At 66.4% G+C, this 22,774-nt stretch carries 19 protein-coding genes; 10 read left to right on the top strand and 9 right to left on the bottom strand.

Annotated features, from left to right (window positions below):
* Together E8F11_RS12755 and E8F11_RS12750 are read left to right on the top strand one after the other, a co-directional pair.
* The coding region (locus tag E8F11_RS12755) for an L-serine ammonia-lyase (RefSeq protein ID WP_280289190.1) at positions 1-1,376 on the top strand (1,376 nt) is incomplete at its 5' end.
* Between the two features lie 397 nt (positions 1,377-1,773).
* Positions 1,774-2,874, top strand: coding sequence for a GlxA family transcriptional regulator (locus E8F11_RS12750; RefSeq protein WP_280289189.1), 1,101 nt, complete (start codon positions 1,774-1,776; stop codon positions 2,872-2,874).
* A 204-nt stretch (positions 2,875-3,078) separates the two neighbouring features.
* On the opposite strand, the gene E8F11_RS12745 is transcribed toward E8F11_RS12750, so the two are convergent.
* From E8F11_RS12745 to E8F11_RS12715, 7 genes are all read right to left on the bottom strand, one after another.
* Positions 3,079-3,324, bottom strand: coding sequence for a hypothetical protein (locus tag E8F11_RS12745; protein ID WP_280289188.1), 246 nt, complete (start codon positions 3,322-3,324; stop codon positions 3,079-3,081).
* A 31-nt stretch (positions 3,325-3,355) separates the two neighbouring features.
* Positions 3,356-4,135 (bottom strand): electron transfer flavoprotein subunit beta, encoded by a 780-nt coding sequence (locus E8F11_RS12740; protein ID WP_280289187.1) that lies wholly within the window; start codon positions 4,133-4,135, stop codon positions 3,356-3,358.
* Positions 4,125-5,357, bottom strand: a complete 1,233-nt coding sequence (locus tag E8F11_RS12735; RefSeq protein WP_280289186.1) for an electron transfer flavoprotein subunit alpha/FixB family protein — start codon at positions 5,355-5,357, stop codon at positions 4,125-4,127. Before E8F11_RS12735 ends, E8F11_RS12740 begins: the two co-directional genes overlap by 11 nt.
* A 154-nt stretch (positions 5,358-5,511) precedes the next feature.
* Positions 5,512-7,485: a dimethylglycine demethylation protein DgcB gene (gene dgcB / locus E8F11_RS12730; RefSeq protein ID WP_280289185.1), complete on the bottom strand. Its 1,974-nt coding sequence runs from the start codon at positions 7,483-7,485 to the stop codon at positions 5,512-5,514.
* 167 nt (positions 7,486-7,652) lie between these two features.
* Complete coding sequence (gene dgcA / locus E8F11_RS12725) at positions 7,653-9,713, bottom strand: dimethylglycine demethylation protein DgcA (RefSeq protein WP_280289184.1); 2,061 nt, start codon at positions 9,711-9,713, stop codon at positions 7,653-7,655.
* A gap of 15 nt (positions 9,714-9,728) precedes the next feature.
* Positions 9,729-10,259, bottom strand: a complete 531-nt coding sequence (locus E8F11_RS12720) for a DUF5943 domain-containing protein (RefSeq protein ID WP_280289183.1) — start codon at positions 10,257-10,259, stop codon at positions 9,729-9,731.
* A 159-nt stretch (positions 10,260-10,418) separates the two neighbouring features.
* Entirely contained in the window at positions 10,419-11,396 is a 978-nt protein-coding gene (locus E8F11_RS12715) for a dipeptidase (RefSeq protein WP_280289182.1), read from the bottom strand.
* A gap of 593 nt (positions 11,397-11,989) precedes the next feature.
* Between E8F11_RS12715 and E8F11_RS12710 the strand changes: the two genes are divergently transcribed.
* The 4 genes from E8F11_RS12710 to E8F11_RS12695 are packed head-to-tail and all read left to right on the top strand — an operon-like array spanning position 11,990 to position 17,116.
* Positions 11,990-12,472 (top strand): formate dehydrogenase subunit gamma, encoded by a 483-nt coding sequence (locus tag E8F11_RS12710; RefSeq protein WP_280289181.1) that lies wholly within the window; start codon positions 11,990-11,992, stop codon positions 12,470-12,472.
* Positions 12,466-14,025, top strand: coding sequence for a formate dehydrogenase beta subunit (locus E8F11_RS12705; RefSeq protein ID WP_280289180.1), 1,560 nt, complete (start codon positions 12,466-12,468; stop codon positions 14,023-14,025). Before E8F11_RS12710 ends, E8F11_RS12705 begins: the two co-directional genes overlap by 7 nt.
* Complete coding sequence (gene fdhF / locus E8F11_RS12700; RefSeq protein ID WP_280289179.1) at positions 14,022-16,898, top strand: formate dehydrogenase subunit alpha; 2,877 nt, start codon at positions 14,022-14,024, stop codon at positions 16,896-16,898. The genes E8F11_RS12705 and fdhF overlap by 4 nt, the downstream gene beginning before the upstream one ends.
* Positions 16,895-17,116 carry a formate dehydrogenase subunit delta gene (locus tag E8F11_RS12695; RefSeq protein WP_280289178.1) on the top strand — a complete coding sequence of 74 codons (222 nt, stop codon included), beginning with the start codon at positions 16,895-16,897 and terminating at the stop codon, positions 17,114-17,116. Before fdhF ends, E8F11_RS12695 begins: the two co-directional genes overlap by 4 nt.
* A gap of 131 nt (positions 17,117-17,247) precedes the next feature.
* Here the strand turns inward: E8F11_RS12695 and E8F11_RS12690 are convergent, their stop codons facing one another.
* The gene (locus tag E8F11_RS12690; RefSeq protein ID WP_280289177.1) at positions 17,248-18,216 is read right to left on the bottom strand and encodes a GlxA family transcriptional regulator; all 969 of its coding nucleotides are present in this window, start codon (positions 18,214-18,216) and stop codon (positions 17,248-17,250) included.
* 225 nt (positions 18,217-18,441) lie between these two features.
* Here E8F11_RS12690 and choX point away from each other — a divergent pair, with 225 nt between their 5' ends.
* The 4 genes from choX (at position 18,442) to E8F11_RS12670 (ending at position 22,029) form a co-directional block, all read left to right on the top strand.
* Positions 18,442-19,380 carry a choline ABC transporter substrate-binding protein gene (choX, locus tag E8F11_RS12685; protein ID WP_280289176.1) on the top strand — a complete coding sequence of 313 codons (939 nt, stop codon included), beginning with the start codon at positions 18,442-18,444 and terminating at the stop codon, positions 19,378-19,380.
* A gap of 70 nt (positions 19,381-19,450) precedes the next feature.
* On the top strand, positions 19,451-20,335 hold the full coding sequence (locus E8F11_RS12680) for a 3-keto-5-aminohexanoate cleavage protein (protein ID WP_280289175.1): 885 nt from the start codon (positions 19,451-19,453) through the stop codon (positions 20,333-20,335).
* Positions 20,336-20,491: 156 nt separating this feature from the next.
* Positions 20,492-21,457, top strand: coding sequence for an L-carnitine dehydrogenase (locus E8F11_RS12675; RefSeq protein ID WP_280289174.1), 966 nt, complete (start codon positions 20,492-20,494; stop codon positions 21,455-21,457).
* Between the two features lie 95 nt (positions 21,458-21,552).
* On the top strand, positions 21,553-22,029 hold the full coding sequence (locus tag E8F11_RS12670; protein ID WP_280289173.1) for a thioesterase family protein: 477 nt from the start codon (positions 21,553-21,555) through the stop codon (positions 22,027-22,029).
* Between the two features lie 12 nt (positions 22,030-22,041).
* Here E8F11_RS12670 and E8F11_RS12665 read toward each other — a convergent pair whose 3' ends face one another.
* Positions 22,042-22,674, bottom strand: a complete 633-nt coding sequence (locus tag E8F11_RS12665; RefSeq protein ID WP_280289172.1) for a response regulator transcription factor — start codon at positions 22,672-22,674, stop codon at positions 22,042-22,044.
* Between the last annotated feature and the right edge of the window lie 100 nt (positions 22,675-22,774).

Genomic DNA, 22,774 nt, shown 5'->3' with positions numbered 1-22,774 from the left:
TGGCTATCAGCGTGTTCGACCTGTTCAAGATCGGTATCGGCCCCTCCAGCTCGCACACCGTGGGCCCCATGCGCGCGGCGGCGCTGTTCGCCACGGCGCTGCGCGAGCGTGGCCTGCTGGCGCAGGTGCGCCGCGTCGAGGTGCGCCTGTACGGCTCGCTGTCGGCCACCGGCGTCGGCCACGGCACCGACCGCGCCACGGTCATGGGGCTGATGGGCGAATGGCCCGATAAGGTCGACCCGAAGCAGATCGCCCCGCGCATCGCGGCGCTGCAGGAGGCCCGCGAGCTGCTGCTGGACGGCAGCCAGCCGGTGCCGTTCGACTGGAACCGCGACCTGCTGCTGCTCGAGGAAAACCTGCCCTACCACCCCAACGCCATGACCCTGATCGTCGAAGGCGCGGCCGGTGAACTGCACCGCGACACCTACTACTCCATTGGCGGCGGCTTCGTCGTCGACGAGGCCCAGGCCAAGGCCGGCCAGCTGGATCAGGACGCCACCGTGCTGCCCTACGATTTTTCCAGCGCCGAAGAGCTGCTGGTGCTGTGCCAGCGCCACAACCTGCGCATCGCCGAGCTGATGCTGGCCAACGAGAAGGCCTGGCGCAGCGAGGCGGAGATCCGTGCCGGGCTGCTGAAACTGTGGGACGCCATGCAGGAATGCGTGAACAACGGCCTCGGCCACGAAGGCATCCTCCCTGGCGGGCTCAACGTGCGCCGCCGCGCGGCCAAACTGCACCGCAGCCTGCAGGAGCTGGGCAAGCCGAACGTGATCGGCAGCACCATGAGCGCCATGGAATGGGTCAACCTCTACGCCCTGGCGGTGAACGAGGAAAACGCCGCCGGCGGGCGCATGGTCACCGCGCCCACCAATGGCGCGGCGGGGATCATCCCGGCGGTGCTGCACTACTACATGCGCTTCAATCCCGAGGCCAACGAGGACGACGTGGTCAATTTCTTCCTCGGCGCGGCGGCGGTGGGCATTTTGTGCAAGAAGAACGCCTCGATCTCCGGCGCCGAGGTCGGTTGCCAGGGCGAGGTGGGCTCGGCCTGCGCGATGGCGGCGGCGGGGCTGGCGGAAGTGCTGGGGGCGACCCCGGCGCAGCTGGAGAACGCCGCGGAGATCGGCCTGGAGCACAACCTGGGGCTGACCTGCGACCCGGTGGGCGGGCTGGTGCAGGTGCCCTGCATCGAGCGCAACGCCATCGCCGCGGTGAAGGCGATCAACGCGGCGCAGATGGCGCTGCGCGGCGACGGCGAGCACTTCATCTCGCTGGACCAGGTGATCCGCACCATGCGCGACACCGGTGCCGACATGCACGACAAGTACAAGGAAACCTCGCGCGGCGGCCTCGCCGTCAGCGCCATCGAATGCTGACCCGCGATCGGTCAGGTCGCCCGCCGCTGCCATTTTTTGGTGCGTGATGCGGTGGGCGGGGAGGTGACCAGAAGGTCATTGATCGAACCTTCAGTCTGTTACTGAAGGTATTCCCCTACAGCACGCGGTGACATTCTCTGCCACCGCCAGTGCTACCTAAGTCCCCAGGGCCCAATTGACGCGGGTCCTGGCGGTCGCAAACAGAATGATTCTGTCGCTGATGCCTAGGCCCCGTGGCACGGGCTTTGGATGAATTCGCTGGTTTTTAATTGAACGATCAATCAATTTAGGCACGACCTTTGCGTAGGAATAGGACTTCCTGGTTTCGCAGTACCAGGCCATAACAAAAAAGCCTCCAAACGAGGCTCCGCCCGTGCCTAGCCTGAGGGTTTCACTGATGTCACAGTTCAACCAAGGGGCTCAACCCCAGAACCGTGTTCCCCAGTCCATCGGTTTCCTGCTGCTGGACAACTTCACCCTGATTTCCCTGGCGTCTGCAGTGGAACCGCTGCGCATGGCCAACCATCTCTCCGGCCGCGAACTCTACCGCTGGTACACGCTCAGCCAGGACGGCCGCCCCGTCAGCGCCAGCGATGGCCTGCAGATCACCCCCGACAGCGGCCTGGACAGCGCCCCCGCCCTGGACGCCGTGATCGTCTGCGGCGGCGTGGACATCCAGCACAGCGTCAGCCGCGAGCACGTGCAGTGGCTGCAGTCCCAGTCCCGCCAGGGCCGCCAGCTGGGGGCCGTGTGCACGGGTAGCTGGGCACTGGCCAAGGCCGGCCTGCTCGACGGCTTCGAATGCAGCGTGCACTGGGAGTGCCTCGCAGCCATGCAGGAAGCCTTCCCCCGCGCTGGCGTCAGCACCCGCCTGTTCTCCATCGACCGCAACCGCTACACCTCGTCCGGCGGCACCGCGCCGATGGACATGATGCTGCACCTGATTGCCCGCGAGCACGGCCGCGAACTGGCGGCGGCGATCTCCGAGATGTTCATCTACGAACGCATCCGCAACGAGCAGGATCACCAGCGCGTGCCGCTCAAGCACATGCTCGGCACCAACCAGCCGAAGCTGCAGGAAATCGTCGCGCTGATGGAGGCCAACCTGGAGGAGCCCATCGACCTCGACGAGCTGGCCTGCTACGTCGACGTCTCGCGCCGGCAGCTCGAGCGCCTGTTCCAGAAGTACCTGCACTGCTCGCCGTCGCGCTACTACCTCAAGCTGCGCCTGATCCGTGCCCGCCAGCTGCTGAAGCAGACTGCCATGTCGATCATCGAAGTGGCCTCGGTGTGCGGCTTCGTATCCACACCACACTTCTCCAAGTGCTACCGCGAGTACTTCGGCATCCCGCCGCGCGACGAGCGCGCCGGCCAGAACGCCAATGTGGTGGCCCTGATGCCGGTACCGGACGAACTGGTGCGCGCGCCGTCCACTGCCGGCGTAGCCCTGAGCCGCGCCCAGGGCGAGTCCACCTTCGCCAGTGTGAGGGTGGTGTAAGGGGCGCCTGTGGGAGCGATTTCAATCGCGAATGAATTCGCTCCCACAAGGGGAGGCTTCGTAGCCCGGATGAAATCCGGGGAATGCCTACGCCCCGTCCCGGATTGCATCCGGGCTACAGGCTGTGCATTCCTTTCGTGAGTTACACCTGCAACAAAAAAGGGCGCCAATGGCGCCCTTTTTTTCATTTACGGAAGTTCCCTCTCAACGCGGTACCAGTGCCGGCAACAGCGTCCGCGAAATCGCTTCGCGCACGTTCGGCAGCAGGGTGGCGCTGCCGCCCAGCAACTCTTCCACCAGACGCCGCAGGGCCAGCGCGCGTTCCGGGCTGAGGCCGCTCACGGCCTGTTCACAGGCCTGCTCGGCGGTGACCCCCGGCGGGACGCTGAATCCCAGCGCCACCAGGCGCTCGCGAAAATCTTCCTGGTCGATCAGATCGGCATGCATCATCGCCCTATTCCTCCCAAATGGTGCCGCACGGTCAGCGCAGCACACCCTCTTCCAGCAACAGTTTGAAGATAGCTTCGGCGCCCGCTTGCGGCGAGACGTCCTTGAGAACCTGGCCGCCACCACCGGATGCCTTGGCGGTTGCCGCCTTCATCCGCTCGGCGCCGGTCTTGGCCTTGATCACCTTGAGCCGTTTGGGCCGTGGGCGCGCCGGCTGCAGCTGGGCTTCGGCGAACATTACATCCTCCACCAGCTCGACGTCTTCTGCTTCGATGCGACCTCGCCGCGCCGGGCCGAAAGCGCTCTGCCGTGCAGTGGGCGCGGCGTTGTCGACGCTGGCGAGGAAGGGCAGGCGCACCTTCAGCCGGCGGCGCTGGCCACGGGGCAGGGCTTGCAGCACCTGGGCCACACCGTTCTCCACCTTCTCCACTTCGGCCAGGCCCACCACCAGCGGCCAACCCAGGCGCTCGGCCAGCAGGTAGGGCAACAGCCCCGAGCCTTCGCCGGTTTCCGCCTGACTGCCCGTGAGGACAAGCTGGGCTCCACTCTCGCGGAGGAAATCCCCCAACGGATGCAGGGCGTCGTCCTGCGGTCCCTGTTCCAGGACGATCAGGTCATCCAGGCCCATGCCCAGGTAGGCGCGCAGGGCTTCTTCATGGGGGTTGCCGGCATGCACCACGCGCAGGCGGGGACCCGCCAGGCGCAGGCCCAGTTCGACGGCACGGGCATCGTGGTCGGCGCGGCGCGCGCGCCCCGAGGTGGGGTGTGCGCCGATGGAGACCAGGCTGACGATCTTCAGTGCGTCATGCGGCATCGCGCGCACCTCCCTGACGGTATTCGGTTGCCAATTGGATCAGTGCGGCGAGGAGCGCGGCGGAGTCGCCGATCACCGAGAGATCGGCACGTTTGATCATGTCGCAGCCCGGGTCCATGTTCACCGCCACCACCTTGTCGCAGGCGCCGATGCCCTGCAGGTGCTGGATGGCGCCGGAGATGCCGACCGCCAGGTAGACCCGTGCAGTGACCCAGGTACCGGTCGCGCCCACCTGGCGGTTGCGCGGCATGAAGCCGTCGTCCACCGCGACGCGGGAAGCGCCTTCGGTGGCGCCGAGGGCCACGGCCGCCTCGTGGAACTGCGCCCAATCCTTGACCCCGTTGCCGCCGGAGAGAATGAACTCCGCCTCGGCCATGGGAATCTGCGCCGGGTCCACGGCCACCGGGCCGAGGTCCTCGATGCGCGGCAGGCTGTGGGCGATGTTTGCAGCGAGCTCCAGCGGGCGGGCTTCATGCCGGGTTTCGCTGACCGGCTCGGCGCACTCGGCAGCGGCGAGGATCAGACGCGGCACGGCGCGTACCAGGTCCTCGCGGCCAGCGCCGGCGCGGCCGATGGCCTGTTCGTTGGCGACCTGCCAGACCCGCGTGGCCGGGCGTTCGCCCAGCTTGGCGGCCAGCCGGCGGCCCAGTTCGCCGCCGCCGGTGCGGCTGTCGGGAAGGAGCCAGTGACGTGGCGCCAGTTGGCTTTCCACGGCGCTCAAGGCCAGCACGCGGGCTTCCGGTGCGTAGCCCTCGAAGGCATCGCCCTGGATGCGCAGGATGCGGTCGACGCCCGCGGTGTCGAAGGCGGCTTCCTTGTCCTCGCCGAAGAGCACGGCAACCACCGCACCTTCGCTGCCGGCCAGCTTGTTGGCCAGGCCCAGCAGGTCCTTGTCGTGGCTGGAGAGGCGGCCACCGACCATGTCCGGCACCACGCAGATGTGGAAGGCCGGTTGCTCGACCACATGCAGCGGCAATTGCACCACTTCGGCGGCGCTGCTGCGTTTGCCGGCCGTGCCCTGCTGGGCGCCGCTACGGTCGATGCGCTTGAGCCCGTTGGGGCCGATGAAGCCTGCGGCTATTGCATGCGGATTCTTGCGGATGATGCCGTTGGGGCCCATCCAGCTCGTCTGTCCCTGCTGCTGCATGGCGGCATGCAGGGGGTGCAGGCGATTGCGGGCGATCCACTCGGCGCGTGGGTCGCGGCGGATGATGTCGCTCATACACAGGCCTCCAGGGTTGCACGGACAGCCCCCTCTCCCTCTGGGAGAGGGTTGGGGTGAGGGTGGCGGGTGATTGCGAGGGACCTGAGGTTTCCCTCACCCCCGGCCCCTCTCCTAGAGGGAGAGGGGAGACAAGCGTGCAGAGTGCGGGTCATCACGCCACCTCCACGGCAGCTTTAGCCGCCGACGGCTTTTTTGCTTCCACCGTTGCCTCAATCAGTACATCCGCCACCAGCTCGGCGATGTCCTTGATCTCCGGACGCGGTGCCACAACGCCTTCGAGCATGGCGGTGCACTGCGGGCAGCCTACGGCCACCAGCTCTGCGCCGGTTTCCTTGATGTCCACCATGCGTATATCGGGAATCCGCTGCTTGCCGGGGATGTCGGTGATTGGCGCGCCGCCACCACCGCCGCAGCAGCGCGAGCGGAAGCCAGAGCGTTGCATTTCCTTCACTTCGATACCGATGGCCTTGAGGACATTGCGCGGCGCCTCGTACTCGCCGTTGTAGCGGCCCAGGTAGCACGGGTCGTGGTAGGTCACGCTGCCGCCACGCTCTTTGGATAGAGAGTGCTGACCCAGGTTGAGCAAGCCGCGCTGCATCAGCTCATCGATGAAGGTGCTGTGGTGCAGGACGTCGTAGTTGCCACCCAGGGCGCCGTACTCGTTCTTCAGCACATGGAAGCTGTGCGGGTCGCAGGACACGATCTTCTTGAAGCGGTACTGGTTCAGTGTGGCGATATTGCGCTTGGCCAGCTGCTGGAAGGTGGCCTCGTCACCCAGGCGGCGGGCGACGTCGCCGCTGTCGCGCTCTTCCAGGCCGAGCACGGCGAAGTCGACGTTGGCGGCTTTCAGGACTTTCACGAAGGCGCGCAGGGTGCGCTGGTTGCGCATGTCGAAGGCACCGTCACCGACCCAGAACAGCACGTCCGTGGATTTCTTCTCGCTCATCAACGGCAGGTTCAGGTCGGCGGCCCAGTTCAGGCGACCACCGGGGGCGAAGCCGCCGGGGTTGTCGGTGGCGATCAGGTTTTCCAGCACCTCGGCGCCCTTGTTCGGGGTGGCGCCCTTTTCCAGGGTGAGGTGGCGGCGCATGTCGACGATGGCGTCGACGTGCTCGATCATCATCGGGCACTCCTCGACGCAGGCACGGCAGGTGGTGCAGGACCAGAGGGTATCCGCTTCCACCAGGCCCTTGCCGCCCTGGACCACGATCGGCTGGTGCGGGCCGCCGCCGTGTTCGCCCAGCGGGATGCCCGGGTAGGGGCTGCCGGCGAACTTGGCGTCGTCGCCACCGGCGAGGCCAATGACCATGTCCTGGATCAGCTTCTTCGGGTTCAGCGGCTGGCCGGCGGCGAAGGCCGGGCACACCGCCTCGCACTTGCCGCACTGCACGCAGGCGTCGAAGCCGAGCAACTGGTTCCAGGTGAAATCGGTGGGTTTCTCGACGCCCAGCGGAGCTTGCGGGTCGGTCAGGTCCAGCGCCTTGAGGCCGGTGGAGCGACCACCACCGAAACGCTCGGCGCGGCGGTGCCAGGCCAGGTGCAGGGCACCGGCGAAGGCGTGCTTCATCGGCCCGCCCCAGGTCATGCCGAGGAACAGCTCGGACACGCCCCAGGCCACGCCAATGGCCAGGAGGCCGGCGAGGAACCAGCCGCCGAAGCCTTCCGGCAGGATGCCGGCCACCGGCAGGGTGGCGATGAAGAAGCTCACCGAGAACATCAGCAGGCTCTTCGGCAGGCGATTCCAGGGGCCTTTCGACAGGCGCGCCGGAGGGTTGCGGCGGCGCCTGGCGACGAACAGGGCGCCGACGAACATCAGCACTGTTGCGGCCAGCAGGGCGAAGCCGAGGATCCGGCTGTGCAGGCCGAAACCGTGCACGACTATGGCCAGCACGGCCGACAGCACGAAGCCGCCGGCGGTGGCCACGTGGGTCCTGGACATGTACTTGTCGCGCTCGACCACGTGGTGCAGGTCCACCAGGTAGCGGCGCGGCATGTTCATGAGGCCGCCGATCCAGTCGACCTTGGCAGGTCGGCCACGACGCCACATGAAAAAGCGCTTCGCAGCGCCCAGCACGGCCAGTGCCAGGGTGGCGAAGAGCAGGATGGGGAGAATGGTGTTCAGCATTCTAATTGGTCTCCTTGCAGGGACCGAAAGGGGTGCTCCGAACCAGTCCCCTCTCCCTGAGGGAGAGGGTTAGGGAGAGGGGGGGGCCGGAAACGCTGGAGTCGCCGGTTTGCCCTCTCCCCCCGCCCTCTCCCGCAAGCGGGAGAGGGGGCCGTCCGTGTGTGAGCTTAGAAGTCCTTGCACAGACGCAGGGCGTCGTAGATCGCCGCGTGGGTGTTGCGCTGGGCCACGCAGTCGCCGATGCGGAACAGCAGGTAGCCGTCGCCGGGCTGGCTCAGGCAGGGCTGCGGCTTGATCGCGAACAGCGCTTCGACGTCGATCTGGCCCTTGTTCCGCGAGCCTTGCTTGAGCGCGTAGTAGAGGCCTTCGTCCGGGCGCACGCCGTTCTCGATCACCACCTGGTCGACCACCCGCTCCTCGCGGGCGCCGGTGTATTCGTTCTCCAGAACGGTCACCAGCTTGTCGCCTTCGCGGTAGACCTTCTCCAGGGTCAGGTCGCCGGTCATGATCACTTCTTTCGGGTACATGCTGCGGTAGTAGGTGGGGAACGAGGTTCCGCCCACGGCGATGCCCGGCTTGATGTCGTCGGTGACGATTTCCACCTGGGCGCCCTTGTCGGCGAGGAAGTCCGCCACCGACATGCCGCCGAATTCGCAGATGGTGTCGTAGACCAGCACGTTCTTGCCCGGTGCCACCTTGCCGTCGAGGATGTCCCAGCTGCTGACCACCAGCCCTTCGGCGGCGCCCCAGTGCTCGTTCTGCTCGATGAACGGGTGACCGCCGTTGGCCAGCACCACGATATCCGGGCGCAGGTCGAGGATGGTGTCAGGGTCCGCGCCGGTACCCAGGCGCAGGTCGATGTTCAGGCGCGCCAGTTCAAGCTGGTACCAGCGGGTGATGCCGGCGATCTGGTCGCGCTGTGGTGCCTTGGAAGCGGTGGTGATCTGGCCGCCGAGCTGGTCCTTCTTCTCGAACAGGGTCACATCGTGGCCGCGTTCGGCCGCCACGCGGGCCGCCTCCATGCCGGCCGGGCCGCCGCCGACCACGACCACCTTGCGCTTGGCGCCGGTGGTTTTCTCGATGATGTGCGGCACGCCCATGTATTCACGGGAGGTGGCGGCGTTCTGGATGCAGAGTACGTCCAGGCCCTGGTACTGGCGGTCGATGCAGTAGTTGGCGCCGACGCACTGCTTGATCTGGTCGACCTGGCCCATCTTGATCTTGGCGATCAGGTGCGGGTCGGCGATGTGCGCGCGGGTCATGCCGACCATGTCCACGTAGCCGCCTTCGAGGATACGGGTGGCCTGGTTCGGGTCCTTGATGTTCTGCGCGTGCAGCACCGGCACGTTGACCACTTCCTTGATGCCGGCCGCCAGGTGCAGGAAGGGCTCCGGCGGGAAGCTCATGTTGGGGATCACGTTGGCCAGGGTGTTGTGGGTGTCGCAGCCGGAGCCGACCACGCCGAGGAAGTCGAGCATGCCGGTGTCGCTGTAGTACTTGGCGATCTGCTTCATGTCCTCGTGGGACAGGCCGTCCGGGTGGAACTCGTCACCGCAGATACGCATGCCGACGCAGAAGTCCTCGCCCACTTCGGCGCGAACGGCTTTGAGCACTTCCAGGCCGAAGCGCATGCGCTTTTCAAAGGTGCCGCCCCATTCGTCGGTCCGCTTGTTGACGCGCGGGCTCCAGAACTGGTCGATCATGTGCTGATGCACGGCGGACAGTTCGACGCCGTCCAGGCCGCCGGCCTTGGCGCGGCGCGCAGCCTGGGCGTAGTTGCCGATCACGCGCCAGATCTCTTCTTCCTCGATGGTCTTGCAGGTGGCGCGGTGCACCGGCTCACGCACGCCGGAGGGCGACATCAGGGTCGGCCAGTTGAAGCCGTCCCAGCGGGAGCGACGGCCCATGTGGGTAATCTGGATCATGATCTTGGCGCCGTGCTTGTGCATGGCGTCGGCCAGATTCTGGAAGTGCGGGATGATGCGGTCGGTGGACAGGTTCACCGAGCTCCACCACTCCTGCGGGCTGTCGATGGCGACCACCGAGGAACCGCCGCAGATGGCCAGGCCGATGCCGCCCTTGGCCTTCTCTTCGTAGTACTTCACATAGCGCTCGGTGGTCATGCCGCCATCGGTGGCATAGACCTCGGCGTGAGCGGTGGACAGCACACGGTTGCGGATGGTGAGTTTGCCGATCTGGATCGGCTGGAACATTGCTTCGAATGCCATTGCCCTAGCCTCGCCTTACAGAGGTTTGACGATGAACAGGCCGTCGTCGTGGCCTTCTTCAGAGCCGCCGTAGACCTGCTCGGCAACGGTGCGGATGCTGCTGCCGCGGGCCTGGAGGATCTGGTCCATGGCGCCGGCGAACCAGCCGGTGAACATGTAGTCGACCTTGCGGCCGACCTTGCCGTACACGTAGACGAAGGCCGAATGCTTCAGGCGCACCTGGGCAGTGCCTTTGTCGAGGTCGATCTGTTCGATCTGGAACAGGCCCCAGCCACGTTGCGACAGGCGCTTCATGTAGTGCTCGAATACCGCGACACCTTCCAGGCCGTGGCATTCGGCTTCCTTCTCGCACCAGTGCCAGGCGGACTTGTAGCCGGCCTTGTAGAGGATTTCGGCATAGCGTTCCGGGCCCAGTTCGGCCTCGATGCCCATGTGGTTGTTGACGAAGAAGTGGCGTGGCACATAGAGCATCGGCAGGGCGTCGGTAGTCCAGACACCGGTCTCGCTGTCGACTTCGATGGGCAGTTCGGGGGCGTGTTTGGCCATGTTGTTTTAGCTCCGGAATTCGATTGGGCCCGGCTGCGGGCCGAATTAACCCCCTCTCCCTCTGGGAGAGGGTTGGGGTGAGGGTTGGTGGGGTTGCGAGCGGGATTCAACATCCCTCACCCCCGGCCCCTCTCCCAGGGGGAGAGGGTTGAAGAGCGCTTATTCGCCCCAGACGTCCTTCAGCACGCGGACCCAGTTCTCGCCCATCACCTTGCGCACCACCCGCTCGGGCATGCCGCGCTTGAGCAGGGTCTCGGTGAGGTTGGGGAACTCGCCCACGGTGCGGATGCCCAGCGGGTTGACGATCTTGCCGAAGTTGGTCAGGCGGCGGGCGTAACCCTTGTCGTGGGTCAGCCACTCGAAGAATTCCTTGCCATGGCCCTGGGTGAAGTCGGTGCCGATGCCGATGGCGTCTTCACCGACTATGTTCATCACGTACTCGATGGCCTCGGCGTAGTCGTCGATGGTCGAGTCGATGCCCTTGGCGAGGAAGGGGGCGAACATGGTGACGCCGACGAAGCCGCCGTGGTCGGCGATGAACTTCAGCTCTTCATCGGACTTGTTGCGCGGGTGTTCCTTGAGGCCGGACGGCAGGCAGTGGGAGTAGCAGACCGGCTTCCTGGATTCGAGGATGACTTCCTCGCTGGTCTTGGAGCCCACGTGGGAGAGGTCGCACATGATGCCAACGCGGTTCATTTCGGCGACGATCTCGCGGCCGAAGCCGGAAAGCCCGCCATCGCGCTCGTAGCAGCCGGTGCCCACCAGGTTCTGGGTGTTGTAGCACATCTGCACGATGCCCACGCCCAGCTGCTTGAACACTTCCACGTAGCCGATCTGGTCCTCGAACGCATGGGCGTTCTGGAAGCCATAGATGATGCCGGTCTTGCCCTGCTCCTTGGCCTTGCGGATGTCGGCGGTGGTGCGCACCGGGATCACCAGGTCGCTGTTCTCGCGGATCAGCTTGCTGCTGGCGGCGATGTTGTTCACCGTCGCCTGGAAACCTTCCCAGACGGAGACGGTGCAGTTGGCGGCGGTCAGGCCGCCGACGCGCATGTCTTCGAAGAGTTCACGGTTCCACTTGGCGATGATCAGACCGTCGATGACGATGCTGTCGGCGTGCAGTTCGGCTGGGCTCATCAGGCTGTCCCCTGTTATCCATGCGCCGAATCTTCTGCCGGCGCTTTGGGGGGAGCATATCCCCGGGGAATCTGGCGCTATCGCGCAAAAGCGACCGGGGTATTGCCGAAAGCGTCAAGGCGGTCGCGAATGGGCAAGCCGGGTTCGGAACTGCCCTCGGCATGGGGGCGCGCAAGTCTTGTAGGGGCGATTTCAATCGCCAAGCGGGCCGCAGGTCCGCCCGTCGGACCTGCACGGGGCAACTGCGTTGCCCTTGGCGAATGAGCTCGCCCCTACAACTAATCCAGCGCCAACCGCAGGTCCGTCCCTCGCCAACCCTTTCTCGAACCGCCTATAAAGAAGGAACCGGAGCCCGAATGCCCGCCGCGCCACCCTGGGTCGGTTTCAGGATGCGAAGGGTCGCTGGGGTGCAACCCCCGAATGGCGGCAATGGCAAGCTCCGCGAATGCCCCGGATAAGCGCGCGCAGACGCCCGCCGGGACGCAAGCACGGCCACCAGCAAGGCCACGCCTCCGTGACGTGGCGGGTGAGCCGCAGCCGAGACCTCCGGACGACCGCTTGTCCACCTCGTCCGTGAAGCAGAGGAACGCTGTATGCCCGATGAGACGCTTCACCTGCCGCTGATCCACAGTGTGCTGGAGCGCGAGAAGGACACCCCCGGTGCCCTCCTGCCGATCCTCCACGCCATCCAGGAGGGCGCCGGGTACATCCCCGACGTCGCCATCCCCGAGATCGCCCATGCCCTCAACCTCAGCCTCGCCGAGGTGCGCGGGGTGATCAGTTTCTACCACGACTTCCGCACCACGCCGCCGGCACGCCATACCCTGCGCCTGTGCCGTGCCGAGTCTTGCCAGAGCATGGGCGCCGAGCACCTGGCCGCGCAGCTGCGCGAGCAGCTGGAACTGGACGACCACGGCACCAGCGCCGACGGACGGATCAGCCTGCGGCCGGTCTACTGCCTGGGTGCCTGCGCCTGCTCGCCGGCCCTGGAACTGGACGGCCAGCTGCACGCACGGCTCACTCCCGAGCGCCTGCGCGCGCTGGTGAATGGCTGCCTGGAGGACGGGTCATGCTGACGTTGTGCATTCCCTGTGATTCCGTCGCCCGTGCCGTGGGCGCGGACGAAGTGGCCGTGGCGTTGGTCCGCGAGGCCGAGCGACGGAATCTGCCGTTGGAGTTGCGTCGTACCAGTTCCCGTGGCCTCTACTGGCTGGAACCGCTGGTGGAACTGGAAACCAGCGAAGGTCGCCTGGGTTTCGGGCCGGTGACCGCCGCCGATGTGCCCGCCCTGCTGGATGCCCTCACCGGCGATGCCAGCGCCCATCCGCTGGCCCTGGGGCTGGTGGAGGAGATCCCCTATCTCAAGAGCCAGCAGCGCCTGCTCTTCGCCCGCGCCGGCATCACCCGGCCGCTGTCCCTGGAGGACTACCAGGCCCATGGCGGCTTCGAGGGGCTGGCGCGCGCCATCACCCTGGGCGGCGAGGAAATCGTCTCTGCCGTGCTGGATTCCGGCCTGCGTGGCCGGGGCGGCGCCGCCTTCCCGGCCGGCATCAAGTGGCGCACCGTGCGCGGGGCTGCCGCCGAGCAGAAGTACGTGGTCTGCAACGCCGACGAAGGCGACTCCGGCACCTTCGCCGACCGCATGCAGATGGAGGGCGACCCCTTCCTGCTGATCGAGGGCATGGCCATCGCCGGCCTCGCTGTCGGCGCGACCCTGGGTTACATCTACGTGCGCTCCGAATACCCGCAGGCGGTGCAGACCCTGCGCGAAGCACTGCAGATCGCCCGGGACGCCGGCTACCTCGGCGCCAACGTCGGCGGCAGTGGCCGCGCGTTCGACCTGGAGGTGCGTGTGGGCGCCGGCGCCTACATCTGCGGCGAGGAAACCGCGCTGCTGGATTCCCTCGAAGGCAAGCGCGGCGTGGTCCGCGCCAAGCCGCCGCTGCCGGCCCTGCAGGGCCTGTTCGGCCTGCCGACCCTGGTGCACAACGTGCTCACCCTGACCTCGGTGCCGGTCATCCTGGCCCGTGGCGCGCAGTTCTACCGCGACTTCGGCATGGGCCGCTCGCTGGGCACCATGCCCTTCCAACTGGCCGGCAATATCCGCCACGGCGGCCTGGTGGAGCGGGCCTTCGGCCTGACCCTGCGCGAGCTGGTGGAAGGCTATGGCGGCGGTACCGCCAGCGGCCGGCCGCTGAAAGCCGCCCAGGTGGGCGGGCCGCTCGGCGCCTGGGTGCCGCCGTCGCAATTCGACACCCCGCTGGACTACGAGGCCTTCGCCGCCATGGGCGCGATGCTCGGCCACGGTGGCGTGGTGGTGGCTGACGACAGCCTGGACATGGCGCACATGGCGCGCTTCGCCCTGCAGTTCTGCGCCGAGGAATCCTGTGGCAAGTGCACGCCCTGCCGCATCGGCTCCACCCGTGGCGTCGAGGTGGTCGACCGCCTGCTGGCGGCGCCCGATGCCGCCGCGCGGGACGAGCAGGTGATCCTCCTCAAGGACCTCTGCGACACCCTGACCTATGGTTCGCTCTGCGCCCTGGGCGGCATGACCGCCTACCCGGTGACCAGCGCCCTCAAGCATTTCCCCGCCGACTTCGGTCTGACGACCCCGGAGGTCGACCAATGATCAACATCTTCGATCCCGCCAGCGACATCGACCTCGGCACCCCGGCCCGCGAGAGCGAGGTGCAGGTCAGCCTGAGCATCGATGGCCGCGAGATCAGCGTCCCGGCCGGTACCTCGGTGATGCGCGCCGCGGCGCTGCTCGGCACCACCATTCCCAAACTCTGCGCCACCGACAGCCTGGAAGCCTTCGGCTCCTGCCGCATGTGCCTGGTGGAGATCGACGGCATGCGCGGTTACCCGGCCTCCTGCACCACCCCGGTGACGGAGGGGATGGTCGTCCACACCCAGACGCCCAAGCTCGCCACCCTGCGGCGCAACGTCATGGAGCTGTACATCTCCGACCACCCGCTGGACTGCCTGACCTGCTCGGCCAACGGCAACTGCGAGCTGCAGACGGTGGCCGGCCAGGTGGGCCTGCGCGAGGTGCGCTACGGCTATGAGGGCGCCAACCACCTGGACGAGCAGAAGGACGTCTCCAACCCCTATTTCGACTACGACCCGAGCAAGTGCATCGTCTGCAACCGCTGCGTGCGCGCCTGCGAGGAAACCCAGGGCACCTTCGCCCTGACCATCAGTGGCCGCGGCTTCGACTCGCGGGTGGCGGCTGCCGGTGGCGAGAACTTCCTCGACTCCGAATGCGTGTCCTGCGGCGCCTGCGTGCAGGCCTGCCCGACCGCCACCCTGATGGAAAAGAGCGTGGTGGAAATGGGCCAGCCCGAGCGCAGCGTCATCACCACCTGCGCCTACTGCGGCGTGGGCTGCTCCTTCCGCGCCGAGATGAAGGGCGACCAGTTGGTGCGCATGGTCCCCGACAAGAACGGCCAGGCCAACCACGGCCACTCCTGCGTCAAGGGTCGTTTCGCCTGGGGTTACGCCTCCCACCCGGACCGCATTACCAAGCCGATGATCCGCAAGCACATCGACGACCCCTGGCAGGAAGTCAGCTGGGACGAGGCGGTGACCTACGCGGCCAGCGAATTCCGCCGCATCCAGCTCAAATACGGGCGTGATTCCATCGGTGGCATCACCTCCAGCCGCTGCACCAACGAAGAGACCTACCTGGTGCAGAAACTGGTGCGGGCCGGCTTCGGCAACAACAACGTCGACACCTGCGCGCGGGTCTGCCATTCGCCTACCGGTTACGGCCTCAAGCAGACCCTGGGCGAATCGGCCGGTACCCAGAGCTTCGATTCGGTGATGCAGGCCGATGTGGTGCTGGTGATAGGCGCCAACCCCACCGACGCCCACCCGGTGTTCGGTTCCCAGCTCAAGCGTCGCTTGCGCGAGGGCGCGCGGCTGATCGTGATCGACCCGCGGCGCATCGACCTGGTGGATTCGCCTCACGCCCGCGCCGAGCTGCACCTGGCGCTGCGTCCGGGCACCAACGTGGCCATGCTCAACGCCCTGGCCCACGTGATCGTCACCGAGGGCCTGGTCAACCAGGGCTTCGTCGACGCCCGCTGCGAAGCAGCGGATTTCGCCCGCTGGCGCGACTTCGTCAGCAAGCCGGAAAACTCGCCCGAAGCCTTGGGGCCGATCTGCGGCGTGTCGCCTGACGACATCCGCGCCGCCGCGCGCCTCTACGCCACCGGCGGCAACGCGGCCATCTACTACGGCCTCGGCGTTACCGAGCACAGCCAGGGCAGCACTGCGGTCATGGGTATCGCCAACCTCGCCATGGTCACCGGCAACATCGGCCGCGAGGGCGTCGGGGTGAACCCGCTGCGCGGGCAGAACAACGTCCAGGGCTCCTGCGACATGGGTTCCTTCCCCCATGAGCTGCCGGGCTACCGCCATGTCTCCAACGACGCGGTGCGCCACCAGTTCGAACAGGCCTGGGGCGTGACCCTGCAGCCCGATCCGGGCCTGCGCATTCCCAACATGTTCGAGGCGGCGCTCGCCGGCAGCTTCAAGGCGCTCTACTGCCAGGGCGAGGACATCGCCCAGAGCGACCCCAACACCCAGCACGTCACCGCCGCCCTGGCGGCCATGGAGTGCGTGGTGGTGCAGGACATCTTCCTCAACGAGACTGCCAAGTTCGCCCATGTCTTCCTGCCGGGCAGCTCCTTCCTCGAGAAGGACGGCACCTTCACCAACGCCGAGCGGCGCATCTCCCGCGTGCGCAAGGTGATGGAGCCGCTGGGCGGCAAGGCCGACTGGGAAGGCACCGTTGCCCTGGCCAACGCCCTGGGCTACCGCATGGACTACAAGCACCCCTCGGAGATCATGGATGAGATCGCCCGGCTGACACCGACTTTCCACAACGTCAGCTACGCCGCGCTGGACCGTCACGGCAGCCTGCAGTGGCCCTGCAACGAAGAGGCGCCGGACGGCACTCCGACCATGCACATCGAACAGTTCGTGCGCGGCAAGGGGCGCTTCATGCTCACCGGTTACGTGCCCACCGAGGAAAAGGTCAACAACCGCTATCCGTTGTTGCTGACCACCGGCCGCATCCTCAGCCAGTACAACGTTGGCGCCCAGACCCGGCGCACCGACAACGTCGCCTGGCACGAGGAGGACCGCCTGGAAATCCACCCGACCGATGCCGAGAGCCGTGGCATCGCCGAAGGCGACTGGGTGGGCGTGGGCAGCCGCGCCGGGCATACGGTGCTGCGCGCCAAGGTCAGCGAGCGGGTGGCGCCCGGGGTGGTCTACACCACCTTCCACTTCCCCGAATCGGGGGCGAACGTGATCACCACCGACAACTCCGACTGGGCCACCAACTGCCCGGAATACAAGGTCACGGCGGTGGATGTGACCCGGGTCTACCAGCCCTCCGAATGGCAGAAACGCTACCAGGAGTTCAGTGACGAACAGCGGCGCTTGCTCAAGGAACGCCGCAGAACGGAAAAAGTCGAGGTACGTCGATGAGCACCGAAAACCTGATCAAGATGGCCAACCAGATCGCCCAGTTCTTCGCTACCGAACCGGACAAGGACCAGGCCGTGCGCGGCGTGCGCCAGCACCTGCAGAGCTTCTGGACCCCGGCCATGCGCATCGAGCTGATGGCCTGGCAGGTGGAACACCGCGGCGCCGCCCTGCACCCTCTGGTGCAGGCGGCGCTGGCTGAGCAGGGGAGGGCGGTGTAGGCAACTCTGGGAGTTCTTTCCTTGTGGGGGCGAATTCATTCGCTGTGGGCAGCGCAGCTGCCCCCTGCAAGGTCAATGGCAGGACTGCGTCCTGCATAGCGAATGAACTCGCCCCCACAGGAGCGTTTCGCTCAACCCATTCGCTGTACCGGCTCCTGATCCGGATGCTCATGCCTGTCCTGGCTCGGGCAGGTGGCGAAGCGCGCCCGGTAGGCGCGAGAGAAGTAGGAGGATGATTCGAAGCCGCAGGCCAGGGCCACTTCCAGCACGCTCATGTCGGTCTGGCGCAGCAACTGGCGGGCCTTGTCCAGGCGCAGGGCGAGGTAGAAGTTCGACGGCGTTTCCTTCAGGTGCAGGCGGAACAGCCGTTCGAGTTGGCGCGGGGTGACTCGCACCAGCTCGGCCAGCTCCCGCGAGCTCAGCGGCGCCTCGCTGTGCCGTTCCATTTCCCCTATCACCTGCACCAGCTTCTTGTTGTGCACATTGAAGCGGCTGGCGATCTGCATGCGCTGGTGGTCCTGCTGGGTGCGGATGCGCCCCAGCACGAACTGCTCCGACACCTGCAGGGCCAGGGCTTCGCCATGGCTGCGGCCGATCAGCGTCAGCATCAGGTCGAGGCTGGCGGTGCCTCCGGCGCTGGTGATGCGCCGTCCGTCGATCTCGAAGAGTTCCTGGGTCACGGCGAGCGCCGGGTAGCGCTCCTGGAAGGCCTCGATCGCCTCCCAGTGCAGCGTCAGGCGCTGCCTGGAAAAGAGCTCGGCTTCGGCCAGCACGAAGCTGCCGGTGTCGATGCCACCCAGCAGGAGCCCTTCGCGTTCGGCGCGGTTGAGCCAGTGGGCCAGGCGCGGACCGAAGCTGGCCAGGGGCTCGAAGCCGGCCACCACGAACAGGCAATCCCCCTCGGGCGGCGCATCCAGCCCCCCATCCACGTTCAGCGACATGCCGTTGCTGCCCGCTACCGGTCCGCCGTCCAGGCTGAGAATGCGCCAGCGGTAGAGCTCGCCGCGAAATCGATTGGCCACCCGCAGCGGCTCGACCGCCGACATCAGGCCGATCATGGAAAAGCCCGGCAGCAGGAGGAAGCTGAAGGTCTGGGGCATGGCCGCTTTCCGCGAGAGGGATAAGGCACTAAAAGACACTGGGGCGGCGAGCGCAAGAAAGGTGGTCGCTCCTGTTCAACAGGTAGTCGTTTTAGTTCGAATTGCGCGATCCAGTGCTGCGTAGATTTTGTCCATCGGGCTGACGTGGCGCCCGAAAACGGAAGGAGTCGCCCCCGGCTCCTGCACAACAAATATATGAACCGTATGGCTGCAAGGGGAGCATCAATGAAACGTCTCACCGCATTCGCTGGTTGCTGTTTGTTCGCCCTGTCCACTTCCGCCGCATTCGCCGCCGACGACGCCAGTTGCCAGAAGATCCGCGTGGGCGTGGTCGGCTGGACCGACGTCGTCGCCACCACCGCCGTCGCCAACGAGCTGCTCGGCAGCCTCGGCTACCAGACCACCCAGACCCAGGCGTCGCAGCAGATCATCTTCGCCGGCATCCAGAAGAAGCAGGTCGACGTCTTCCTCGGCTACTGGAAGCCGATCATGGACGACAACATCAAACCCTTCCTCGCCAGCAACTCGGTGAAGGTCGCCGCCGAGCCCTCGCTGAACGACGCCGTCGCCGTGCTCGCGGTACCTACCTACACCGCCGAGCAGGGCCTGCGCACCTTCGCCGATATCGCCAAGTTCAAGGACCAGCTGGACGGCAAGATCTACGGCATCGAGTCCGGTTCCGGCGCCAATACCGCGATCCAGAAGATGATCGATTCCAACCAGTTCGGCCTGGGCGAATTCAAGCTGGTGGAGTCCAGCGAGGCAGCCATGCTCACCGCGGTGAAACGCGCGGTGAAGAACAACAAGCCGGTGGTGTTCTTCGGCTGGAAGCCGCACCCGATGAACATCCAGATGCCCATCACCTACCTTACCGGCAGTGAGGATGTGTTCGGCCCCAACGACGGTGCCGCCACCGTCTCCACCGTCACCGCGCCGGACTTCGCCCAGCGCTGCCCCAACGCCGATCGTCTGCTGACCAACCTGCGCTTCACCAGCGAACAGGAGGCCCAGCTGATGCAGCCGATCATGGACCGCGAAGAGCCGGCCAAGGTCGCGCGGCAGTGGCTCAAGGCCAATCCGGAAGTGGTCAAGGGCTGGCTCGCCGGGGTTACCACCTTCGACGGCAAGAACGGCGTCGAAAGCGCCTTCGCCTCCCTCAAGTAATCAACGCAACGCCATGTGCGCGGTCTGCCGCGCACGGTTTCCGATCGCCTCGCAGAAGGATGAAACAACCGTGAACTACGAAGTCATTGTCACCTGTGCCGTTACCGGCGCCGGCGATACCGTCGGCAAGCACCCGGCCATTCCGGTCACCCCGAAGGAAATCGCCGCCGCCGCTATCGAAGCCGCCAAGGCCGGCGCCACGGTCGCCCACTGCCATGTGCGCGACCCGCAGACCGGCAAGCCCAGCCGCGACGTGGCGCTGTACCGTGAACTGGTGGAGCGCATTCGCGAGAGCGACACCGACATCATCATCAACCTCACCGCCGGCATGGGCGGCGACCTGGAGATCGGCAAGGGTGAGCAACCCCTGGAGTTCGGCACCGGCACCGACCTGGTCGGCCCGCTGGAGCGCCTCGCCCACGTGGAAGAACTGCTGCCGGAAATCTGCACCCTGGACTGCGGCACCCTGAACTTCGGCGACGGCGACTTCATCTACGTATCCACCCCGGCGCAACTGCGCGCCGGCGCCAAGCGCATCACCGAACTGGGCGTGAAGGCCGAGCTGGAAATCTTCGACACCGGCCATCTCTGGTTCGCCAAGCAGATGCTCAAGGAAGGCCTGCTGGAAGACCCGCTGTTCCAGATCTGCCTGGGCATCCCATGGGGCGCACCGGCCGACACCACCACCATGAAGGCCATGGCCGACAACCTGCCGGCGGGCTGCACCTGGGCCGGCTTCGGCATCGGCCGCTCGCAGATGCCCATGGTCGCCCAGGCCATGCTGCTGGGCGGCAACGTGCGGGTCGGGCTGGAAGACAACATCTGGCTGGATCGCGGTGTACACGCCAGCAACGGCCAACTGGTGGAACGCGCCATCGAGATCATCGAACGCCTCGGCGGCCGCGCCCTGACTCCGGCCGAAGGCCGCGAAAAGATGAAGCTCAAGCGCCGCTAGTTTTTCTCCCCTCTCCCTCCGGGAGAGGGGCCGGGGGAGAGGGTGACCCGCCCAGCGCATCGCCCTCTCCCACGCGCTTCGTAGCCCGGATGCAATCCGGGACAGATCGAACGACCGCCCCCGGATCGCATCCGGGCTACAGAATCAGGAGCCACCATGTCCTTCGTCACCCAGATCAAGACCTTCGCCGCCCTTGGTAGCGGCGTCATCGGCAGCGGCTGGATCGCCCGCGCCCTGGCCCACGGCCTCGACGTCGTCGCCTGGGACCCCGCGCCGGGCGCCGAGGCCGCCCTGCGCGCGCGCATCGCCAACGCCTGGCCGGCCCTCGAGAAGCAGGGACTGGCTCCCGGCGCCGCGCAGGAGCGCCTGCGCTTCGTCGACACCATCGAGGAATGCGTGCGCGACGCCGACTTCATCCAGGAAAGCGCGCCGGAGCGCCTGGACCTCAAGCTCGACCTGCACGCGAAGATCAGCGCGGCGGCGCGTCCGAATGTGATCATCGGTTCCAGCACCTCGGGCCTCTTGCCCAGCGAGTTCTACGCCGACGCCAGCCATCCTGAGCGCTGCGTGGTGGGGCACCCCTTCAACCCGGTCTACCTGTTGCCTCTGGTGGAAGTGGTGGGCGGCGAGAAGACCGCGCCCGAGGCGGTGCAGGCGGCCATCGAGATCTACACCGCCCTGGGCATGCGCCCGCTGCACGTACGCAAGGAGGTGCCGGGTTTCATCGCCGACCGTCTGCTCGAAGCGCTCTGGCGCGAGGCGCTGCACCTAGTCAACGACGGCGTGGCCAGCACGGGTGAAATCGACGACGCCATTCGCTTCGGCGCCGGCCTGCGCTGGTCCTTCATGGGCACCTTCCTCACCTACACCCTGGCGGGCGGCAATGCCGGCATGCGCCACTTCATGGCCCAGTTCGGCCCGGCCCTGCAGCTGCCCTGGACCTACCTGCCGGCGCCGGAACTCACCGACACCCTGATCGACCGGGTGGTGGAAGGCACTTCCGAGCAACAGGGCTCGCGCAGCATCGCCGAGCTGGAACGCTATCGTGACGACTGCCTGTTGGCCGTACTCGGTGCGATCAAGGACACCAAGGCCAACCACGGCTTCGCCTTCGCCGACTGAGAATCTTCCCGCCACTCCGATCCAGCCCCCTCTCCCTTCAGGGGCGACCTGCAGGGAGAGGGTTGGGGAGAGGGCGCCCTGCCCGGAGCTTCTGCATGAGCCACGCCCTGACCACCTACCGCACCACCATTCCCGCCGACTGGGTGGACTACAACGGCCACCTGCGGGACGCCTTCTACCTGCTGATCTTCAGCTACGCCACCGACGCGCTGATGGACGAGATCGGTCTCGACGAACAGGGCCGCGCCGCCACCGGCCACACGCTCTACACCCTGGAATGCCATCTCAACTACCTGGCGGAGGTGAAGCTGGGGGCGGAAGTGGAGGTGCGTACCCAGTTGCTGGGGTGCGATGCCAAGCGGCTGCATATCCACCACAGCCTGCACTACCCCGGCGAGGCCGCCGAGCTGGCGGCCAGTGAGCAGATGCTGATGAACATCGACATCCGGCAGGCGCGTTCGGCGCCTTTCGCCGAGACTGTGGCCGAGCGCGTCCGGCGGATTGCCAGGGAGCAGCTCGATCTGCCACGGCCGCTGCATGTGGGGCGGGTGATCGCCCTGCCGCAGCGCTGAGGAGGGTACCGGTCAGGCGGTCGGCAGCACGTAGCGGCGGGCGAAGTCGATCAGGTCGACCTGGTTGCGGGTTTTCAGCTTGTCCATCAGCCGGGATTTGTAGGTGCTCACCGTCTTGTGGCTGATGAACAGCTGCTTGGCGATCTCCTGGTTGTTCTTGCCATTGGCAAGGTTCTGCAGGACCGCCAGTTCACGGTCGGAGAGGCTGTCCAGCAGGTGGCTGTCGCTGCACTCGCCCGGCTGCAGGGCCGCGGAAAGGTGCACGCTGCTGGGGAACAGGCTGTAGCCGGAAAGCACCGAGCGCACCGCGGAGATCAGGCTGACCGCCTGTTCCTGCTTGGACAGGTAGCCGCAGGCACCCGCCTGCAGGCAGCGATTGGCGTAGAGCGAGGCCGGCAGGCTGGTGAGCACCAGGCACCTCAGGCCGTGGCTCATGCTGCCGAGGCGACTGAGCACTTCCAGGCCGTCCAGCTTGGGAATGGAGATATCCAGGATCACCAGGTCAGGTCGCAGGGAGCGGGCCATGCTCAGGCCTTCCACGCCATTCTCCGTTTCACCGACGATCTCGTAGCTTTCGCGCTCCAGCAGGACGCGGGTTGCGAAGCGGGTCATCGACTGGTTGTCGATCAGCAGGATCTTGCTCATCTATCGTTCTCCTGTATTTCGCGTTTTCCCTGTTCAAGAGCAACGGGGAGTTTCCCTTGAAAGAGCCACCGGATGTTTCGACTGGATTGAAACTGACATC

This window comes from Pseudomonas sp. BN417 (assembly GCF_029871205.1).
Classification (GTDB): domain Bacteria; phylum Pseudomonadota; class Gammaproteobacteria; order Pseudomonadales; family Pseudomonadaceae; genus Metapseudomonas.
The sequence above is the reverse complement of the archived record's forward strand: the minus strand, read 5'-3'. Positions and strand labels throughout refer to the sequence as shown.